Source organism: Petropleomorpha daqingensis, assembly GCF_013408985.1.
GTDB classification, from domain to species: Bacteria; Actinomycetota; Actinomycetes; order Mycobacteriales; family Geodermatophilaceae; genus Petropleomorpha; species Petropleomorpha daqingensis.
Genome location: NZ_JACBZT010000001.1, coordinates 426,293 through 444,512, shown reverse-complemented (window position 1 = coordinate 444,512; position 18,220 = coordinate 426,293). Strand labels below are relative to the sequence as shown.

The following is an 18,220-nucleotide window of genomic DNA, read 5'->3' as shown; positions in this document are numbered from 1 at the left end:
CAGCACACATCTGCGGTTCTTCCCCAGCCGCTGCCGCACCTAGGGAGAGCTCCATCTCATGACCGAGACCGATGACCGCCTGTCCTCCGGCCGCGCCCGCCGCGGGGGCAAGGCGCCAGCCCGGGGGAAGGGCCTGAAGGTCAAGCGCGTCTTCACCACGCCTGGTGTGCACCCGTACGACGAGGTGACCTGGGAGCGCCGCGACGTCGTCATGACCAACTGGCGTGACGGCTCGATCAACTTCGAGCAGCGCGGCGTGGAGTTCCCCTCCGAGTGGAGCATCAACGCGACCAACATCGTCACCACGAAGTACTTCCGTGGTGCCGTCGGCAGCCCGCAGCGCGAGAACAGCCTGCGCCAGCTCATCGACCGGGTGGTGCTCACCTACGGTGCGGCCGGCCGCGAGCACGGCTACTTCGCCACCGAGGGCGACGCCGAGATCTTCGAGCACGAGCTGACGTGGATGCTGCTGCACCAGTACTTCAGCTTCAACTCGCCGGTCTGGTTCAACGTCGGCACGAGCGCGCCGCAGCAGGTCAGCGCCTGCTTCATCCTCGCCGTCGACGACACGATGGACTCGATCCTGAACTGGTACCGGGAAGAGGGCCTGATCTTCAAGGGCGGCTCGGGCGCCGGCCTCAACCTCTCCCGCATCCGCTCCTCGAAGGAGCTGCTCTCCTCCGGTGGCACCGCCTCGGGCCCGGTCAGCTTCATGCGCGGGGCCGACGCCTCCGCCGGGACCATCAAGTCCGGTGGCGCCACCCGCCGTGCGGCCAAGATGGTCGTCCTCGACATCGACCACCCCGACATCGAGGAGTTCATCGAGACCAAGGCGCGCGAGGAGGACAAGATCCGCGCGCTGCGCGACGCCGGGTACGACATGGACCTCGGCGGCAAGGACATCACCAGCGTCCAGTACCAGAACGCCAACAACTCGGTCCGGGTCTCCGACGAGTTCATGCGTGCGGTCGAGGACGGCACCGAGTTCGGGCTGCGCGCCCGGCAGGACGGCGCGGTCATCGAGACCGTCGACGCCAAGGACCTCTTCCGCAAGGTCACCCAGGCCGCGTGGGAGTGCGCCGACCCCGGTATCCAGTACGACGACACGATCAACGACTGGCACACCAACCCCGAGACCGGGCGGATCAACGCGTCCAACCCGTGCTCGGAGTACATGAGCCTGGACAACAGCTCGTGCAACCTGGCGTCGTTGAACCTGATGAAGTTCCTCAAGGCCGACGGCACGTTCGACTCGAAGAACTTCGTCAAGGCCGTCGAGCTGGTCATCACCGCGATGGACATCTCGATCTGCTTCGCCGACTTCCCGACCGAGCCGATCGGCGAGACCACACGGGCCTACCGCCAGCTGGGCATCGGCTACGCCAACCTCGGCGCGCTGCTCATGGCGACCGGCCACGCGTACGACTCGCGCGGCGGCCAGACCCTCGCCGCGGCGATCACCTCGCTGATGACCGGCACGGCCTACCGCCGCTCGGCCGAGCTGGCCGGCATCGTGGGTGCCTACGACGGCTACGCCCGCAACGCCGACGCGCACGCCCGGGTCATGCGCAAGCACGCCGCGGCCAACGACGCGATCCGCCCGGTCGGTGCCGACGACGCCGACGTGCTCAAGGCGGCCACCGCCGAGTGGCAGGAGTGCCTGGCGATCGGTGCCGACAACGGCTGGCGCAACGCCCAGGCCTCGGTCCTCGCCCCCACCGGGACCATCGGCTTCATGATGGACTGCGACACGACCGGCATCGAGCCGGACTTCTCGCTGGTCAAGTTCAAGAAGCTGGTCGGCGGCGGCTCCATGCAGATCGTCAACCAGACGGTGCCGCGGGCGCTGAAGAGCCTCGGCTACCAGGGCGAGCAGATCGAGGCGATCGTCGAGTTCATCGCCGAGCACGGCCACGTCGTCAACGCCCCGAGCCTGCGCCCGGAGCACTACGAGGTGTTCGACTGCGCGATGGGTGAGCGGGCCATCTCGCCGATGGGCCACGTGCGGATGATGGCGGCCGTCCAGCCGTTCATCTCCGGCGCCATCAGCAAGACGGTCAACATGCCGGAGTCGGCCACCGTCGAGGACGTCGAGAACATCTACTTCCAGGGCTGGAAGCTCGGCCTCAAGGCGCTGGCGATCTACCGCGACAACTGCAAGGTCGGCCAGCCGCTGTCCGACGCGAAGGCCAAGAAGGCCAGCTCTGAGGGTGGAGCCGAGGTCAAGGCGGAGGCTCCGGCCGCGCTGTCGCACCCGGTGCGCAAGCGGCTGCCGAAGAAGCGGACGAGCGTCACGACGTCGTTCAGCGTCGCCGGCGCCGAGGGCTACATGACCGCCGGCATGTACGAGGACGGCAGCCTCGGCGAGGTGTTCCTGAAGCTCGGCAAGCAGGGCTCGACCCTGGCCGGTGTCATGGACGCCTTCTCGATCGCGCTGTCCATCGCGCTGCAGCACGGTGTGCCGCTGGAGACCTACATCCAGAAGTTCACCAACATGCGGTTCGAGCCGGCCGGCATGACCGACGACCCGGACATCCGGATCGCCCAGTCGGTGATGGACTACATCTTCCGGCGCCTGGCGCTCGACCACCTGCCGGTGGACACCCGCGCGACCCTCGGCATCTTCAGCGCCGAGGAGCGGGCCGCCCAGGTGGCGGGCACCTACGGCGGCTCCGCGTCGACCGCCGACGTGGTCGAGGAGGAGGTCGACCTCGAGGCGCTGCGCGGCTCGGCGCCGACCGACGAGCGCAAGCCCGAGGCCGGGTCGTCGAAGGCGGCCGAGAAGCCGATCAAGGAGGCCCACTCCTCGGCCGAGCTGCTCGAGCTGGTCACCGGCACCGCCACCGACGCGCCGCTGTGCATGACCTGCGGCACGAAGATGCGCCCCGCCGGCAGCTGCTACGTCTGCGAGGGCTGCGGCTCGACCAGCGGTTGCAGCTGATCGCGCAGTAGCACCACGACCGGCGCCCCCGTCCCGCCACGCGCGGGGCCGGGGCGCCGGTCGTTCAGCAGTCCGGGCGGGTCACTGGCTCGGCTGCGGCACCGACGGACAGCCGACCTTCGGGTTGACCCCGACGTAGTTCAGCGGCCCCGCCACGATCGTCACCAGGGTCGTGGTGACCCCGGCGCAGTTGGTGTCCGCGCTGCTGAAGTAGCCGCGCTGGAATGCTGCGATCACACCGATGATCAGCCAGATCACCAGGACGGTGGCCACGATGCTGCCGCCTCTGCTCCGCGTTCCGCTCCGCATGAGGCGCTCGATACCCCCGGCGGAATCGATCACGCCAGGACGAGGCGGTCCTTCATCCGATCGTGTCCCGCGCGGACTCAGGAGCTCGGACGACGACGACCGGGCACGCGGCCCGGGCGATGACGTGCTGGCTGGTCGAGCCGAGCAGCATGCCCGTGAACCCGCCGCGGCCACGGCTGCCGACCACGAGCAGGTCGGCGTGCGCGGACGCGTCGAGCAGGACGGTCGCCGGGTGGCCCATCACCACGTGCTGCGACACCTGGTCCGAGTCTGCCGGGCCGAGTGCGTGCGCGACCGCGTCGCGCAGCGTGCTCGTGGCCACGCCGGCCCAGTCGTAGTCCACGAGCACCCCGCTCCCGCCGAGGCCGAAGTCGACCGGGATGCTCCAGGAGATCACCGCTTCGACGGAGCCGCCGCTGAGCCGCGCCTGGCCGACCGCCCACCGCAGCGCCTGCTCCGAGTGCGCGGAGCCGTCCACGCCGACGACGATGCGGCCGGACCCGCCGGCTGGAGCGCTCATGACCCCACGCCACCACGGCGACGCCCGGCTCGCCTCATCCGGCGCTGACGAGGCCGGTCAGCGTGCCCTCCGCGGTGGCGGCGTCCCGGACGGCGCGGATCGCGGTGTCCGGGTCGGCGCCGTCCGCCAGGTCCACGGAGCCGTCCAGCGCGTAGACCGTGAAGCGGTAGTGGTGCGTGCCGCTCGGTGGGCAGGGCGGGGTCCAGCCCACGTCGCCGGCGCTGTTGCGGGCCTGGGTGGCGTCCGGCGGCACCGCCCCGGCCATCAGGTCAGGAGGAGTCGGCGGCACCCCGACCAGCACCCAGTGCACGAACGTGCCGTTCGGGGCGTCGGGGTCCAGGACCACCACCGCGACCGATGCGGTCCCCGACGGCAGGCCGGTCCACGCCAGCGGGGGAGAGGCGCCGTCCCCGTGGCAGGTGAACTCTTCGGGGATCCGGTCGCCGTCGGCGAACGCCGAACTGGTCACCGTGATCGTCCCGGACGGCGGCGCGTCCTTCCGGTCGGCGGCACCGCCGCATCCCGCGAGCACGACCACCGCGAGGAGCGGCAGGGCGCGCGGGAGAGCCGGCGGCATGCTGCACGGTAGGCCCGACACGAGCAGAAGGGGCGGGTGACCGGTGGTCACCCGCCCCTCTACCGCGGTAGTTCGTTACTGAACGGGCTGCGCCTCCCGGCGGGGCAGCACCCAGCCGGGCCGCACGAAGTGGCAGGTGTACCCGTAGGGGTACTTCTGCAGGTAGTCCTGGTGCTCCTCCTCGGCCTCCCAGAACTCACCCGCGGGCTCCACCTCGGTGACGACCTTGCCGGGCCAGATGCCCGACGCGTCGACGTCGGCGATGGTGTCCTCGGCGACACGCTTCTGCTCGTCGCTCGTGTAGAAGATCGCCGAGCGGTAGCTGCGGCCCACGTCGTTGCCCTGCCGGTCACGGGTCGACGGGTCGTGGATCTGGAAGAAGAACTCCAGCAGCTCGCGGAACGAGATCACGTCCGGGTCGAAGAGGATCTCGACCGCCTCTGCGTGATCGCCGTGGTTGCGGTACGTGGCATTCGGGGTGTCCCCGCCCGAGTATCCGACGCGGGTGGAGAGCACCCCCGGACGCTTCCGGAGCAGCTCCTGGGCTCCCCAGAAGCAGCCGCCGGCGAGGATCGCCTTCTCAGTGGTCACTGTGTGCCCCTTCCTGTCTCGAGCACTGTCTCCTCAACACGCGGAGGGCCACCAGTGTTTCCGTCCCCCGGACCCACCGGGGACCGGTCTCACTCAGCTCGAGCGGCGCGGACGCCGACCCAGAACAGCGCCGCGAACAGCACGTAGTCGCTGACGAACACGATCGCCCCACCGTGCAGGAAGAAGGCGCAGACGACCGACAGCAGCACCGCGACGCCGACCCAGATCGGCAGGATCCGGGCCCGGAACACCGCGATCGCGAAGCAGACCGCCCCGATGATCAGCAGCACCAGCGCCACGGCCTCGAACGCGTTCAGCCCGGCCGGCGTCTCCTCGGGAAAGCCGCCGTGGGTGGCGAGGTACGGCTTCACGAACGCCTCGACGGTCGTCTCGGCCACGTTGAGCATCGCCAGCGGCGCGAAGATCCCGACGTAGCCCACCAGGGTCAGCCGGCGCGCCGCGCTGCCGTGCACGGCGAGGATCGCCGGCAGGCCGAGGACGACGAGCAGGTTGCCGGCCAGCGCCACGCCGTACATCGGCTGCCACAGCGGATCGGTGGGCCAGGCGGCCTCGGGCCCGTGCATCGTCAGGCTCACGCCGAGGAAGCCGAGGGTGGCGAGCACGCAGCCGGCCATCAGGGCGAGGCCGGCCAGCCGGCCGTTGCCGGCCGCGCGGGCACGGTCGTCGAGGCCGGTGGGCAGGGGGTCGGTGAGGGGTCGAGTCATGGCGGAGACGATGCGGCCGGGCACGGCCCCGGGTCGTCGGACCGCCGTCGCGACCTGCGTCGTCCCGGCGGCTGCCGCGCCGTCCGCGACATGCGACGGCGGTCGCGCCCGCGTGGTACCGCGGGATGACGCCCATCCCGCCGCCCCCGTATTACCGTCCGCGCATGGCGGTGGGCACCCAGGAGCAGGCACCCCTGCCCACCGGGGACGGCGAACCGCGGCGTCCCGACCTGCTGTGGGACGTCGCCCTCGCGGTGGCGCTGACCGTCTTCGCCCAGCTCGACCTGCGACTGGACCTCGACAACTCGACGCCGTTCGGGCCCTCCTGGGCGGTCGCGGTCTGCACGCTGGTCGCGACCGGCGCCCTCGCCTTCCGCCGGCGGGCACCCCTGGCGACCGCGCTCACCGTGGCCGCCGCCGTCGCCGGTCCCGAGCTGTTCACCGTCCTGACGATCACGCTCTGGGGCGACTTCGTGCCGATGCTCGTCGCCGCCTACTCCGTCGCCCGCCACGCCGACCGGCAACGCGCCGCGGCGGGGGTCCTCGCCATCGCGACCGCGGTCGTCGTCCTGCTGCTGCGGGTGCCGAGCATCGGGGCCAAGCAGAACATCCCCTTCGCGTTCGTGCCGCTGGTCCTCGTGACCCTGGCCGGCCGGGTCCTGCGGCGCCGGCAGCTCAGCCACGCCGCCCTCTCCCTGCAGGCCACGCGGCTGGCCGAGGACCAGGAGGCGTGGGTCCGCGACGCGGTCGCCGCCGAGCGTGCGCGGATCGCCCGCGAGCTGCACGACGTCGTCGCGCACTGCGTCAGCGTCATGGTGATCCAGGCCGGTGCCGCCGAGGACCTGCTCGACCGCGACCCGGGCGCCGCCCGCCAGCCGCTGCGCGCGGTCCAGGACACCGGCCAGGAGGCGGTCGCCGAGCTCGGGCGCATGCTCGGCCTGCTGCGGGCCGAGGCGGCGCCCGACACGCTGCTGCCCCAGCCCGGCGTCGCCCAGCTGCCCGAGCTCGTCGCCCAGGTCCGCGCCGCCGGGCTCCCGGTCGACCTCGACGTCCAGGGCGAGCCCCACGACCTGCCGCCCGGCGTCGATGTCGCGCTCTACCGGCTCACCCAGGAGGCGCTGACCAACGCCCTCAAGCACGCCCGCGGAGCGCGCGCGACCGTCGTCCTGCGCTGCACCGACACAGCGGTCGAGCTGCGCGTCCACGACGACGGGCGTGGTACCCCGGCCGGGACCGGCCTCGGTCACGGGCTGATCGGCATGCGCGAGCGGGTCGCCCTCTACGGCGGCACCCTGTCCGCCGGCCCGCGCGACCACGGTGGCTTCGCCGTCGACGCCGTGATCCCGCTCGGGGCACACGCGTGATCCGGGTGCTCCTGGCCGACGACCAGGCGCTGGTCCGCGGCGGGTTCCGGTCCATCCTCGAGGGCCAGCCGGACATGGAGGTCGTCGGCGAGGCGGCGGACGGCGCCGAGGCGGTGGAGCTCGCGCTGACCACCCGCCCGGACGTCGTCGTCATGGACATCCGGATGCCGCGGCTGGACGGCATCGCCGCCACCCGCGCGCTGCTCGAACGGCACTCCTCACCCGCGCGTGTGCTCGTGCTGACCACGTTCAACCAGGAGGCCTACGTCTACGACGCGCTGCGCGCCGGCGCCAGCGGCTTCCTGCTCAAGAGCGCGCCGCCGCGCGAGCTGGCCGGGGCGATCCGCACCGTCGCCGTCGGCGATGCGCTCCTCGCTCCGGAGATCACCCGCGCGATGATCCAGGACTATGTGTCCCGTCCGCGTCCCGGCGCCGCGACGCCCGAGCTGCTCGCCGTCCTCACCCCGCGGGAGCTCGAGGTGCTGACCCTGGTCGCGCGCGGGCGCTCGAACGGCGAGATCGCCGGCGACCTGTTCCTCAGCGAACCCACGGTGAAGACCCACGTCAGCCGCGTCCTCACCAAGCTGCAGCTGCGCGACCGGGTGCACGCGGTGGTGCTCGCCTACGAGTGCGGTCTGGTCCGCCCCGGGACCGGCGCGTGAAGCAGCTGCTGCGGTTCGCCTGGCTCGAGGCGCAGTGCTGCCTGTTCGCCGCGCTGTTCTTCCTCGGCCTCGCTCTGGTGCGGGTGCTGCCGCTGCCGATCGACCCGGCCGACGCGCTGCTGGTCTGGAGCCTGGCGGTCACCCTGCTGCTCTGGCTCGTCCACTGGGAGACCGGCCGCGAGGTGGCGGTGATCGTCGGCTTCCACCTGGTCGGCCTGGCGCTCGAGCTGTTCAAGGTCCGGCAGGGCTCGTGGTCCTACCCCGACCTCGGTGTCGCCTCGATCGGCGGCGTGCCCCTCTACAGCGGCTTCATGTACGCGGCCGTCGGCAGCTACGTCTGCCAGGCCTGGCGCCGCTTCGACCTGCGGATCACCGGCTACCGGGCCCGGACGACGGCAGCCGTCGCCGTCCTGGTCTACCTGAACTTCTTCACCTCGCACCTGATCGGGGACCTGCGGCTGCTCCTGGCGGCGGCGCTGCTGGCCGCGACCTGGCGCACGTGGGTGCACTTCACCGTCGGTCGGCACCGGTACGCGATGCCGCTGGCGCTGTCCTTCGTGCTCATCGGGTTCTTCCTCTGGGCCGCCGAGAACGCCGCCACGTTCCTGCGCGCCTGGCAGTACCCGTCGCAGGAGTCGGTGTGGACGATGGTGCACGCGGCCAAGCTCGGTTCGTGGTCGCTGCTCGTCGTGGTCAGCATCGTGCTGGTCGCCGCGGTCAAGGCCTACGAGGGGCGGCTCTACGGCGACCCGCGCAACCTGTCGGTCCTCCGGGCCGGTCCGACGCCACCCCGGGTGTGGGTGCTGTTCCCCGTCCGGCGTGTCGCACCGGCGACCGACTGATCCCGGAGCGGCCTCGGTCACAGTGCGGTCACGTGGCGCCCCACTGACCACGCCACTTGCGCGTCGCCTGCCAAATGTGACCGGCGTCACGACGACAGTCGCCATAACGCCCAGTAGCGTTTTGTGTGCGCTCAGCAAACGAGAGCGCGGCGCCGGTCCGCCCAACCCTGCCCACCGGTCGTCCACCAGAGCACTTCAGGGCAGGGGTTGGGGGACCCACTCACGGCGCGCGCGGGGGCGCGTCTCGGGGTGAAGCCGCGTTGCGCGGCCGGGCACCGATCGCCCGAACCCGACAGCTCACCTCGCCGGCGGTGATCGGAGAAACCATTCCATGGCAAAGCACGCTGCGCCCCGCTATGTCCGCACCAAGAAGGTCATCGCGCGCGCTCCCGTCGCCGCCGGCGCCACCGTCGTCGGTCTCGGCTTCCTCACCGTCCCGGCCCAGGCCGCCACCGGCTCGGCCCCGGCCGCCGCTCCGCAGCTCGCCCCAACCGCTCACGTCGGCACGGCTCCGGCGATCACCTCGGCCGCCGACCTCGACAACTACGGCAGGCACGCCGCCGTGGCCGGCGACTACACCGTCGTCCGCGGTGACACCGTCGCCAAGATCGCCGCGGCCCACGGGCAGCGCTGGCGCGACCTGTACCAGCGCAACATCGGCGTCATCGGCAGCAACCCGAACCGGATCTACCCCGGTGAGGTGCTCCAGACCGCCGCGACCGGCACGGTCGCCACCCAGGGCAACTCCGCGCCGGTGCCCGCTCCGGCCCCGGCTCCCGCTCCGGCGCCGGCCCCCGCGGCCGCCCCGGCCGGCACCGTCGCGACGATCACCAACAGCGCCGGCCCGGTGAAGCCGCAGACCCAGGCCGCCGCGAACGCCGTCGTCAGCAACGTGCCGGGCGCCGCGAACATCACCATCGGCGGCACCCGCGCCAGCGCCGTCGACCCGCACGGCCACCCGTCCGGCCTGGCGCTGGACTACATGGTCGAGTCCGACACCGCGCTCGGTCACGCGATCGTCCAGTACACGATCGACCACTGGAGCGAGCTGGGCGTCGAGTACGTCATCTACCAGCAGAAGATCCTGACCTCGCCGACCGGGGCGTGGAAGCAGATGGAGGACCGGGGCAGCCCCACGGCCAACCACATGGACCACGTCCACGTGAACTACCTGGGCTGAGCCCGCACGCACCGGCGCCCCGGTCCCGCTCTCGCGGGGCCGGGGCGTCGTCGTCAGCGGCGGACGGACCCGACGAAGCCGAGCACCTTCTGCCGCAGCTCGGCCGACCGCTCGGCGACCACCTCGTCCGGGTCGCGCTCGCGCAGCCACGGCGGGATGTCGGTGCGCACCCGCTGCGCGCAGCCCAGGTCGGCGCAGATGTAGGTGCCGACCGTGTTGCCGTTGCGCCCTGCTTCGCCCGCGCGCTTCGCGGTGAACAGCGAGACGCCGTCCCCGGTCCGCGGGGTCTGGCAGAGCAGGCACATGGCCGCCGTCCGGCTCGACATCCGGCTCTCGGCGGCGCGCAGCGCGATCCCCACCGGTTCGTCGTCCACCTCGACCACCAGGTAGCCGCGCAGCGGCGCCTTCGGGTCGCGCCAGCCGAGCAGCTCCAGGTCCGGCCAGTCGAGGACGGCGAAGTCCCGGGGCAGGACGGCGGCGTTCGCCTCCCCGCGGGAGCAGTTGAGGAAGGACCGCCGGATCTGCTGTTCGGTGAGCGCACGCACGAGGAGCCATTCTGCGTGGCGGTCGCCCTTCGGAGCACCCGAGTTTCCAGCCGATCCACATCTGCGGCACAGTCGGTGGCTGCGCGGCCCCGCCACCGTGGGAGCCATGCCGCACCCCGACGACCGACCCACCTACCAGGGCCGACCGCTGCCCCGCCCCGACGAGGAGCTCGTCGACCAGGGCCTGGCCTTCGACATCGGCACGCTGATGAGCCGTCGCCGGTTGCTCGGCGTCCTCGGCCTCGGCGCCGCAGGGCTGGGCCTCGCCGCGTGCGGAGCGAGCGCCTCGACGTCGACGGCCGCGCGCTCGAGCTCGTCCGGGACGACGACCGCCGCGACCACCGAGATCCCCGACGAGACCGCCGGCCCCTACCCGGGCGACGGCTCCAACGGCCCCGACGTCCTGTCGCAGAGCGGCGTCGTCCGCAGCGACATCCGCTCCGGCTTCGGCACCGGCAGCGCCACCGCCGAGGGCGTGCCGATGACGCTGGAGCTGACCGTCACCGACCTGGCCGACGGCGGCGTCCCGTTCGAGGGCGTCGCGGTCTACGTCTGGCACTGCGACCGCGACGGCCGGTACTCGATGTACGCCTCGGGGCTGGAGGACGAGAACTACCTGCGCGGCGTCCAGATCGCCGACGCGAACGGCAGGGTGACCTTCACCAGCATCTACCCGGCCTGCTACGACGGCCGCTGGCCGCACATCCACTTCGAGGTCTACCCCGACCAGGCCGGCATCACCGACTCGACCAAGGCGATCGCCACCTCGCAGGTCGCGCTGCCGCAGGACGTCTGCTCGACCGTCTACGCCACCAGCGGCTACGAGCAGTCGAAGACCAACCTCGCCAAGGTCAGCCTGACCACCGACAACGTCTTCGGCGACGACGGCGGCGTCACCCAGATCCCGACCGTCACCGGCGACACGAGCAGCGGCTACACCGTCGCGCTCACCGCGGCCGTGGACACCAGGACCACGCCGACCGGCGGCTCGATGGGCGGCGGGCCGGGCGGGGGAGCCCCGCCCAGCCGCTGACGGGTCACGGCAGGATCGCGTCCACGTACCCGCCGTCGACGCGCAGGGCGCCGCCGGTGGTCGCCGAGGCCAGCGGGGAGGCGAGGTAGACGCACAGGTGGGCGATCTCCTCGGGCTCGATGAGCCGCTGCAGCAGCGACTGCGGGCGGTGCCGGCGCATGAACTCGCGCTGGGCGTCGTCCCAGGGCAGGTCGTCCCCGACGAGCGAGCGGACGAACTCCTCGACCCCACCGGTGTGCGTCGGCCCGGCGATCACGGAGTTGACGGTGACGCCGGAGCCCGCTGCCTCCTTGGCGAAGCCGCGGGAGACGGCGAGCAGCGCCGTCTTCGTCATGCCGTAGTGGATCATCTCGGCCGGGATGGCCACGGCCGAGTCACTGGCGAGGTACTGCACGCGGCCCCAGCCGCGCTCCCGCATGCCGGGCAGGTAGGAGCGGGTCAGCCGCACGGCGGTCAGCACGTTGACCTCGAAGTACCGCCGCCACTCGTCGTCGGAGATCTCCAGCGCGGGGCGGGCGCCGAAGATGCCGAGGTTGTTGACCAGGACGTCGACCTGCGGGACGGCGTCCAGCAGGGCCGCCGTCCCCTCGTCGGTGGCCAGGTCGCCGGCCACGGTGGTCACGTCACCGTCGACGCCGCCCGCGGCCGCGTCCAGCGCCGCCGCGTCCCGACCGGTCAGGACGACGGCGGCGCCGGCGCGGGCCAGGCCGGTCGCGATGGCCAGGCCGATGCCCTGCGAGGAACCCGTGACGACGGCGCGACGGCCGCTGAGGTCGATCTGCATGCCGGGGGCAAGGCGCCCGGCGGGGCGGCTGTTCCTACTCGGTGGCCGGTCCCGCCGGCAGGCTCCCGCTCCCGACGACGTAGGTGCGCGCGTTGGTGAACTCCAGCGCGCCGGCCTCGCCGAGCTCGCGGCCGTAGCCGCTGCGCTTCGTGCCGCCGAAGGGCAGCCGCGGGTCGGAGGCGACGACGGCGTTGACGAACAGCGCGCCCGACGTGATCCGCCGGCCCACCGCCAGCGCGTGCTCCGGGTCGGTGCTCCAGACGCTGGCGCCCAGGCCGTACCGGGTGGCGTTGGCGACCCGCACCGCCTCGTCGTCGTCGGCCACCTCGACCACCGCGGCGACCGGGCCGAAGGTCTCCTCGGCCATCACCGGCATGTCGAGGGTGACCCCGGCGAGCACCGTCGGCGCGAAGAAGGCACCCGGGCCCTCCAGGGCAGCCCCGCCGGTGAGCACGGTGGCGCCCGCGGCGACCGAGCCGGCCACCTGCCGGGTCAGCCCCTCGCGCAGGTCGGCGCGGGCCAGCGGTCCGATCACCGTCGCCTCGTCGCGCGGGTCGCCGACCCGCAGGCCGGCCACGGTCTCGGCGAAGCGCCGGCCGAACTCGGCGGCCACCGACGTGTGCACGACGAACCGCTTGGCGGCCAGGCAGCTCTGCCCGGAGTTGATGAACCGGCTCTTCACCGCGCCGGCCACGGCCAGGTCGAGGTCGGCGTCGGCCAGGACGACGAACGGGTCGGAGCCGCCGAGCTCGAGCAGGCTCTTCTTGATCACCCGCCCGGCGGCCTCGGCGACCGATGCGCCGGCCCGCTCGCTGCCGGTGAGGCTGACCGCGGCGACCCGGTCGTCCTCGATGAGCGCGCGGCTGACCTCGGGCACGTCGGCCTCGGCGACGACGACGCTGCGGAAGACGTCGTCGGGCAGGCCGGCGTCCCGGAACACCTGCTCGATCGCCAGCGCGCAGCCGGTGACGTTGGGGGAGTGCTTGAGGATCGCGGTGTTGCCGGCCAGCAGGGTCGGCGCGGCGAAGCGCAGCACCTGCCAGTACGGGAAGTTCCACGGCATGACGGCCAGCACGACGCCGATCGGCTCGTGCGCCACCCAGCTGCGCTGGTTCGGGCCGGTGTCCACCGACCGCGGCGCGAGGAACGCCGTGCCGTGCTCGGCGTAGTAGTCGCACGCGGTCGCCGACTTCTCGACCTCGGCCCGCGCCTCGCCGATCGGCTTGCCCATCTCCGCCGTCATCAGGGCGGCGAGGTCGGCGGCCTGCGTGCGCAGCTGCGCGCCGATCGCGCGGACCAGCTCGGCCCGCTCCTCGACCGGCCGGGCCGCCCACGCGGGCTGCGCGTCGGACACCGCGGTGAGCACCGACAGGACGCCGTCGACGTCCGACCCCGGGTAGGTGGCCAGCACCTCACCCGTGGCCGGGTCGACGGTGGTGACCTCAGGCATCGATCGTTTCGTAGGTCTTCACGCTGCGCTCGGCCAGGTACTCGAGGATGTAGCCGAACACGTTCTCCTGGAAGTGCGGCGTGTTCTTGTGGTCCTCGTAGGCCTGCGCGTCGGTGTACTGCTCATAGAGGAAGAAGGTCTCCGGGTCCTCCGGGTTGACCTGGGCCTGGTAGAAGACGTTGCCCTCCTCGGCGCGGGACAGCGGCGTCATCTTCCTGATCACCTCGGTGACCCGCTCGGCCTCCCCGGGCTTGGCCTTCCAGGTGGCAGCGACGACGAACGCCATGTCAGTTCTCCTTGCGGTTGGGTTGTCCGACGGTGTTGCGGAGGACGCCGATCGGGCCGGCCTCCATCTCGATGAGGTCCCCGGGCCGGAGCCAGCGGTCCAGCTCGAGCCCGGAGCCGCCGGTCGCGGTGCCCGAGCCGAGCACCTCACCGGGCAGCAGGGTCTGGTCCTGGGACGCGTAGGCGATGAGGTCGCCGAAGGTGTGGTGCATGGCCGAGACGCGGTCGCCGCCCCAGCGCTCGCCGTTGACCCGCACCTCGAGCTCCAGGGTCTCGAGGTCGATCTCGTCGGGGGTGACCAGGCACGGGCCGAGCACGTTGGAGCCGTCCCACTCCTTGGCCTTGGCCGGTCCCATGCCCACCGGGAGCTCGCGGCGCTGCACGTCACGGGCGGACATGTCGTTCCAGATCGTGAAGCCGAAGACGACGTCGAGCCAGTCCTCGGCGCGCACGTCCCGGGCGGCCCGGCCGATGACGACGGCCAGCTCCAGCTCGTGGTCGAGCTGGCGGGTGTAGGACGGCCAGGGCAGCACGGTGTCGGGCCCGGTGACCGTCGTCCCCATGCTGCGGTAGTAGACGGGCACCTCGTACCACTCCGCCGGGACGTCGCGGCCGAGGTTCTTGTAGGCGTTCGTCAGGTGCCCCTCGAAGGCGAGGAAGTCGCGGAACGAGCGGGGCACCAGCGGCGCGAGCAGCCGGGCGTCCGGCACGGCCCGCTCGGCGCCGATCGGCGCGCCGGCCTCGATGAAGGCGATCATGTCGCCGTCGAAGCCGACGTCCAGGACGGTCTCGCCGTCCAGCCGGCCCACGCGGGGTGGGCCGGCCGGCGAGGCGTAGGTGACGAACTTCAACGGGTCAGATGGTGGTGATCGGCCGCGACTGCAGCAGGTACAGGTCACCGGCGGCGTCGAACGCCCACTCGATGTCCTGCGGGATGCCGTGCAGGCCGGCCAGCTTCTGGCCCATCTGCGCCAGCGCGACGCACTCGTCGTCGGTGAGCACGCGCTCGGCGTCGACCACCTTCGACTTCTTCACCACGCCGTCGCGCGACAGCGTGTAGTTGTCCGGGGTGGTCTCGCCGGAGACGACGGCCTCGCCCAGACCGCGGGCGGCCTCGACGACCATGCGGTCCTTGCGGCCGTGCACCGGGTCGACGGTGAACATCACGCCGGACTTCTGGCTGTCGATCATCTGCTGGACGACGACGGCCATCGCGACGTCCTCCAGCGAGCCCTTCTCCTGCCGGTAGAACACGGCCCGGTCGGTGAAGAAGGACAGCCAGCACTCCACGACGTTGTGCAGCACGGCCTCGAGGCCCTCGGTGTTGAGGAAGGTCTCCTGCTGACCGGCGTAGCTGGCGCCCTCCGAGTCCTCCGCGCAGGCCGACGAGCGGACGGCGACGAGGCCGGTGAGCTCCGCGAAGGCCTGCTCGATGAGCTCGGTCGGCGGCTGCGCGGCGGCGACGAGCGCGCGGGCGGCCTCGACGTCCTTGCGGCGCATCGCCTCCCGCAGCGCCTCCTCGTCGACCGCCGCGGCGAACGCGGCGGAGGTGATGACGAAGCCGGGCGGGACCGGCAGGCCCTCGGCGGTCATGGTGGCCAGGCTGGCCCCCTTGCCGCCGGTCAGCTCGACCTGCTGGCAGCGGGGGTCGGTGAACGGCAGCACCAGCGGAGCGTCCGTCGGCACAGGGGTCTCCTCGATCGGGGCAGGCAGGGTGGTGGTCACAGGGAGCTCGCGGCGGGCGTCGTCCGGACGTCGCCGACGAGCTCGACGCGGCCGGTGGAGCCGTTGACCCGGACCCGGTCCCCGGTCTTGATCTTGCGGGTCGCGTCGGAGGTGCCGACGACGGCCGGGATGCCGAACTCGCGGGAGACGACGGCCGGGTGCGAGGCCATGCCACCGGCGTCGGTGACCAGGCCGGAGATCTTGGTGAACAGCACGACCCAGGAGGGGCTGGTCATCCGGCAGACGACGATCTCGCCCTCCTGGACCTCGCCGAACTGCTCCTGGGAGAGGACGACGCGGGCGGTGCCCTCGACCACGCCGGCCGAGGCGGGCAGGCCCGGGATCTCGCCCTCGTGGCTCGGCGCCGGCCGGTTGAGCTTCTCCGGGAAGGCCCACAGCGACCAGTAGGGGAAGCCGACCGAGGCCTCGGTGGCGGTGCCGATCCAGTCGCGGGGGCGCACCTCGTAGGCGTCCTCGCGGGCGTCGCGGCGGTCGCCGACGAGCTCCTTGGCGTCGAACGAGTTGCTGCCGGCCATGAGGCGGCGCAGCTCGTTGTACTTGAGGTACATGACGTCCTCGGCGTCGTCGAGCCGGTCCTCCTCGACGAGCGTGCGGCCGATCGCGACGAGCACCAGCCGCACGCGGGCGTTGGTGCCCTGGTCGATGTAGAAGTGGTGGTCCGGCGTCAGCGGGTTCATCCGCAGCGACAGCTCGAGCGCCCGCTCCAGCTCGTCGCGGGCGGGGCCCGCCTCGACGCCCTCGAACGCCTCGGCCTTGGCCTTCTCCAGGTCGTCGGCGACGGCCTGCAGCTCGGCGGGGTAGTCGTAGTCGGTCTCGAGGTAGCCGCGGACGGCCTCGACGATCGGGGTCGGGTCCTCGCGCCAGGTGCGGAACGAGAACTCGTGGGCGTACATCGACTTGAAGCCGAAGGTCTTCTGGTACGGCTCGATGTGCTCGGCGACGAACGCGCGGCCGGCGTCGGTGCCCGACAGGGCGCGCAGCACGTCGCCGGCGGTGGCCTTCTCGAAGGCGCGGGCGACCTCGCCCTGCTCCTTCTTCACCCACTCCTTGATCTTCCAGAGCTCCTCGATGGAGTCCCAGTTGCGGTTGACCGTCGAGCTCTGCAGCCGGCCCATGAGCGCGGAGTGGTCGCCCTCGCCCTTAGCCGCGGCGACGGCTGCGTTGAGCGCCAGGGTCGAGGAGAACTGGGCGAAGTTGAGCACCCAATGGATCTGCCAGTGCCGGTCGTGCATGTCGATCGCGTCCTCGAGCAGGATCGCGAGCTCCACCAGGCTGGCGCCGTCGTAGTCGTACTCGTCGAAGCGGACGAAGTTGTGCTCCATCTCGGGGCGCAGCCGGTCGCGCCACCAGACGAGGAAGTTCTCCGCGTAGTAGGGGAGCGTCCAGCCCATGTAGGCGCCGAGCTCACCCGGGTCCTGCGGGTCCAGCGGCACGCGCGGGGTGTACCGGCTGCCGTACTCGGAGGCCTCGGCGGACAGGCCCGGGGTCGCCGGGATGGCCGCGGTGTAGACGTAGCCGTTGACGATCTTGGAGATCCAGTCGGCGGCGAACGGCGTCCCGAACCGGCGGAACATGTAGTCGCACTTCAGCCACCAGCCGCCGATGTCGGCGTACATGGGGGAGACGGGGTTGGGGATGTGCAGGTCGTCGTGGACCCAGAAGAGCTCCTTCTGGCCCTCATCCCACTGCACCGGGAACTCGTCGTCCCCGTGGAAGGTCGCGAGGACCTTGCTCTCGTCGCTCATGCCCACTCCGTCGTGAGTCGTGGTGTGCCGTACCGGCGGAAGGCGTCCGCCGCGGGCGCACGGAGCGGCTCGGCGGCGAACAATCGATAATCAAGCATGTGGTGTGACGCGCGTCAACCCTTTGCCGTGACCCGCGTCGCAGCCTGGCGTTCGGCGATCGCTTCTTGACACGACGGCGCCTCGGACCGCTAACTATCGATAACCGGCCTGTCTCGGATGGGTCTATCGATGAGAGGGGGGCGCATGGCGAAGCTGCCACAGCGCACCGGTCTCCTGCGTGACGCCATCAAGGAGCGCATCGTCGAGCGGATCCTCGACGGAACCTACGGGCCGGGGGAGCGCATCGTCGAGAGCGCCGTCGCCGCCGAGTTCGGGGTCAGCCAGGCCCCGGTGCGCGAGGCGCTGCGCGACCTCGAGGCGATGCGCTTCGTCGAGTCGCAGCCGCACCGCGGTGCCCGGGTGCGCGAGGTGACCACCGACGAGCTGATCCAGATCTACCCCGTGCGTGCCGCGCTCGAGGAGGTCGCCGGCCGGGAGGCGGCCGCCCGCATCAGCGAGGAGCAGCTCGCCGCGCTCGGTGAGGAGCTCGCCGCGATGCGCCGGGCGGCCGACGACGGCGACCTGCACGCGCTGATGGTCTCCGACACCCGCTTCCACGAGATCATCGTCGAGGCCTCGGGCAACGACGTGCTGCTCGACGTCTGGCGGTCGCTCCGGGTCGAGGCGCGCAGCCTGGTCAGCGCCCTGAAGAGCCACTCCGACCTGCACGCCATCGCCGAGCTGCACCGCCCGGTGCTGCAGGCGGTGCAGTACCGCGACCCCGAGCTGGCCGGCAAGGAGATGCGCGCGCACATCGAGTTCTTCGGCGCCTCGGTGATCAGTCACCTGTCGCGTCCCTGACGTCACACGTCCGGGTAGGGG

Annotated in this window: 19 protein-coding genes and 1 riboswitch; of the genes, 7 read left to right on the top strand and 12 right to left on the bottom strand. The window is 72.0% G+C overall.

All coding sequences use genetic code 11. From position 1 onward, the window contains the following. Positions 1–58 precede the first annotated feature (58 nt). Positions 59–2,941 (top strand): vitamin B12-dependent ribonucleotide reductase, encoded by a 2,883-nt coding sequence (locus tag GGQ55_RS02180; RefSeq protein WP_179714915.1) that lies wholly within the window; start codon positions 59–61, stop codon positions 2,939–2,941. An 81-nt stretch (positions 2,942–3,022) separates the two neighbouring features. Here the strand turns inward: GGQ55_RS02180 and GGQ55_RS02175 are convergent, their stop codons facing one another. The 5 genes from GGQ55_RS02175 to GGQ55_RS02155 form a co-directional block, all read right to left on the bottom strand. Continuing rightward, positions 3,023–3,214 (bottom strand): hypothetical protein, encoded by a 192-nt coding sequence (locus GGQ55_RS02175; protein WP_246323748.1) that lies wholly within the window; start codon positions 3,212–3,214, stop codon positions 3,023–3,025. Positions 3,215–3,302: 88 nt separating this feature from the next. Next, positions 3,303–3,770 carry a universal stress protein gene (locus GGQ55_RS02170; protein ID WP_179714914.1) on the bottom strand — a complete coding sequence of 156 codons (468 nt, stop codon included), beginning with the start codon at positions 3,768–3,770 and terminating at the stop codon, positions 3,303–3,305. 34 nt (positions 3,771–3,804) lie between these two features. Then, on the bottom strand, positions 3,805–4,347 hold the full coding sequence (locus GGQ55_RS02165) for a YbhB/YbcL family Raf kinase inhibitor-like protein (protein WP_179714913.1): 543 nt from the start codon (positions 4,345–4,347) through the stop codon (positions 3,805–3,807). Between the two features lie 75 nt (positions 4,348–4,422). Continuing rightward, positions 4,423–4,938 (bottom strand): peptide-methionine (S)-S-oxide reductase MsrA, encoded by a 516-nt coding sequence (msrA, locus tag GGQ55_RS02160; RefSeq protein WP_179714912.1) that lies wholly within the window; start codon positions 4,936–4,938, stop codon positions 4,423–4,425. Positions 4,939–5,027: 89 nt separating this feature from the next. Next, complete coding sequence (locus tag GGQ55_RS02155) at positions 5,028–5,663, bottom strand: hypothetical protein (protein ID WP_179714911.1); 636 nt, start codon at positions 5,661–5,663, stop codon at positions 5,028–5,030. Between the two features lie 164 nt (positions 5,664–5,827). On the opposite strand from GGQ55_RS02155, the gene GGQ55_RS02150 reads away from it, so the two are divergent. The 4 genes from GGQ55_RS02150 to GGQ55_RS02135 all read left to right on the top strand — a co-directional run bounded on the left by GGQ55_RS02150 (position 5,828) and on the right by GGQ55_RS02135 (position 9,711). Continuing rightward, entirely contained in the window at positions 5,828–7,027 is a 1,200-nt protein-coding gene (locus tag GGQ55_RS02150) for a sensor histidine kinase (protein WP_179714910.1), read from the top strand. Then, complete coding sequence (locus tag GGQ55_RS02145) at positions 7,024–7,689, top strand: response regulator (RefSeq protein WP_179714909.1); 666 nt, start codon at positions 7,024–7,026, stop codon at positions 7,687–7,689. The genes GGQ55_RS02150 and GGQ55_RS02145 overlap by 4 nt, the downstream gene beginning before the upstream one ends. Then, complete coding sequence (locus GGQ55_RS02140) at positions 7,686–8,531, top strand: DUF817 domain-containing protein (protein ID WP_179714908.1); 846 nt, start codon at positions 7,686–7,688, stop codon at positions 8,529–8,531. The genes GGQ55_RS02145 and GGQ55_RS02140 overlap by 4 nt, the downstream gene beginning before the upstream one ends. A 207-nt stretch (positions 8,532–8,738) precedes the next feature. Then, positions 8,739–8,857, top strand: a riboswitch (cyclic di-AMP (ydaO/yuaA leader). Positions 8,858–8,862: 5 nt separating this feature from the next. Next, positions 8,863–9,711 carry a LysM peptidoglycan-binding domain-containing protein gene (locus tag GGQ55_RS02135; RefSeq protein WP_179714907.1) on the top strand — a complete coding sequence of 283 codons (849 nt, stop codon included), beginning with the start codon at positions 8,863–8,865 and terminating at the stop codon, positions 9,709–9,711. A gap of 53 nt (positions 9,712–9,764) precedes the next feature. Here GGQ55_RS02135 and GGQ55_RS02130 read toward each other — a convergent pair whose 3' ends face one another. Further along, a complete protein-coding gene (locus GGQ55_RS02130; RefSeq protein WP_179714906.1) occupies positions 9,765–10,256 on the bottom strand; it encodes an FBP domain-containing protein in 492 nt (163 codons plus the stop codon). A 106-nt stretch (positions 10,257–10,362) separates the two neighbouring features. On the opposite strand from GGQ55_RS02130, the gene GGQ55_RS02125 reads away from it, so the two are divergent. Continuing rightward, on the top strand, positions 10,363–11,289 hold the full coding sequence (locus GGQ55_RS02125) for an intradiol ring-cleavage dioxygenase (protein WP_179714905.1): 927 nt from the start codon (positions 10,363–10,365) through the stop codon (positions 11,287–11,289). Positions 11,290–11,293: 4 nt separating this feature from the next. Here the strand turns inward: GGQ55_RS02125 and GGQ55_RS02120 are convergent, their stop codons facing one another. Genes GGQ55_RS02120 through GGQ55_RS02095 form a run of 6 tightly spaced genes read right to left on the bottom strand, consistent with a single transcriptional unit; the run spans position 11,294 to position 17,299 of the window. Continuing rightward, positions 11,294–12,073 carry an SDR family NAD(P)-dependent oxidoreductase gene (locus GGQ55_RS02120; RefSeq protein WP_179714904.1) on the bottom strand — a complete coding sequence of 260 codons (780 nt, stop codon included), beginning with the start codon at positions 12,071–12,073 and terminating at the stop codon, positions 11,294–11,296. Between the two features lie 34 nt (positions 12,074–12,107). Continuing rightward, positions 12,108–13,523 carry an NAD-dependent succinate-semialdehyde dehydrogenase gene (locus GGQ55_RS02115; protein ID WP_179714903.1) on the bottom strand — a complete coding sequence of 472 codons (1,416 nt, stop codon included), beginning with the start codon at positions 13,521–13,523 and terminating at the stop codon, positions 12,108–12,110. Further along, positions 13,516–13,809, bottom strand: a complete 294-nt coding sequence (locus GGQ55_RS02110) for a putative quinol monooxygenase (RefSeq protein WP_179714902.1) — start codon at positions 13,807–13,809, stop codon at positions 13,516–13,518. Before GGQ55_RS02110 ends, GGQ55_RS02115 begins: the two co-directional genes overlap by 8 nt. Position 13,810: 1 nt before the next feature. Then, entirely contained in the window at positions 13,811–14,659 is an 849-nt protein-coding gene (locus tag GGQ55_RS02105) for a fumarylacetoacetate hydrolase family protein (RefSeq protein ID WP_179714901.1), read from the bottom strand. Between the two features lie 4 nt (positions 14,660–14,663). Beyond that, entirely contained in the window at positions 14,664–15,494 is an 831-nt protein-coding gene (locus tag GGQ55_RS02100) for a PEP/pyruvate-binding domain-containing protein (protein WP_366488555.1), read from the bottom strand. A gap of 35 nt (positions 15,495–15,529) precedes the next feature. Continuing rightward, positions 15,530–17,299: a PEP-utilizing enzyme gene (locus GGQ55_RS02095; protein WP_179714899.1), complete on the bottom strand. Its 1,770-nt coding sequence runs from the start codon at positions 17,297–17,299 to the stop codon at positions 15,530–15,532. A gap of 243 nt (positions 17,300–17,542) precedes the next feature. Here GGQ55_RS02095 and GGQ55_RS02090 point away from each other — a divergent pair, with 243 nt between their 5' ends. Continuing rightward, positions 17,543–18,199: a GntR family transcriptional regulator gene (locus GGQ55_RS02090; RefSeq protein ID WP_179714898.1), complete on the top strand. Its 657-nt coding sequence runs from the start codon at positions 17,543–17,545 to the stop codon at positions 18,197–18,199. Positions 18,200–18,220 lie beyond the last annotated feature (21 nt).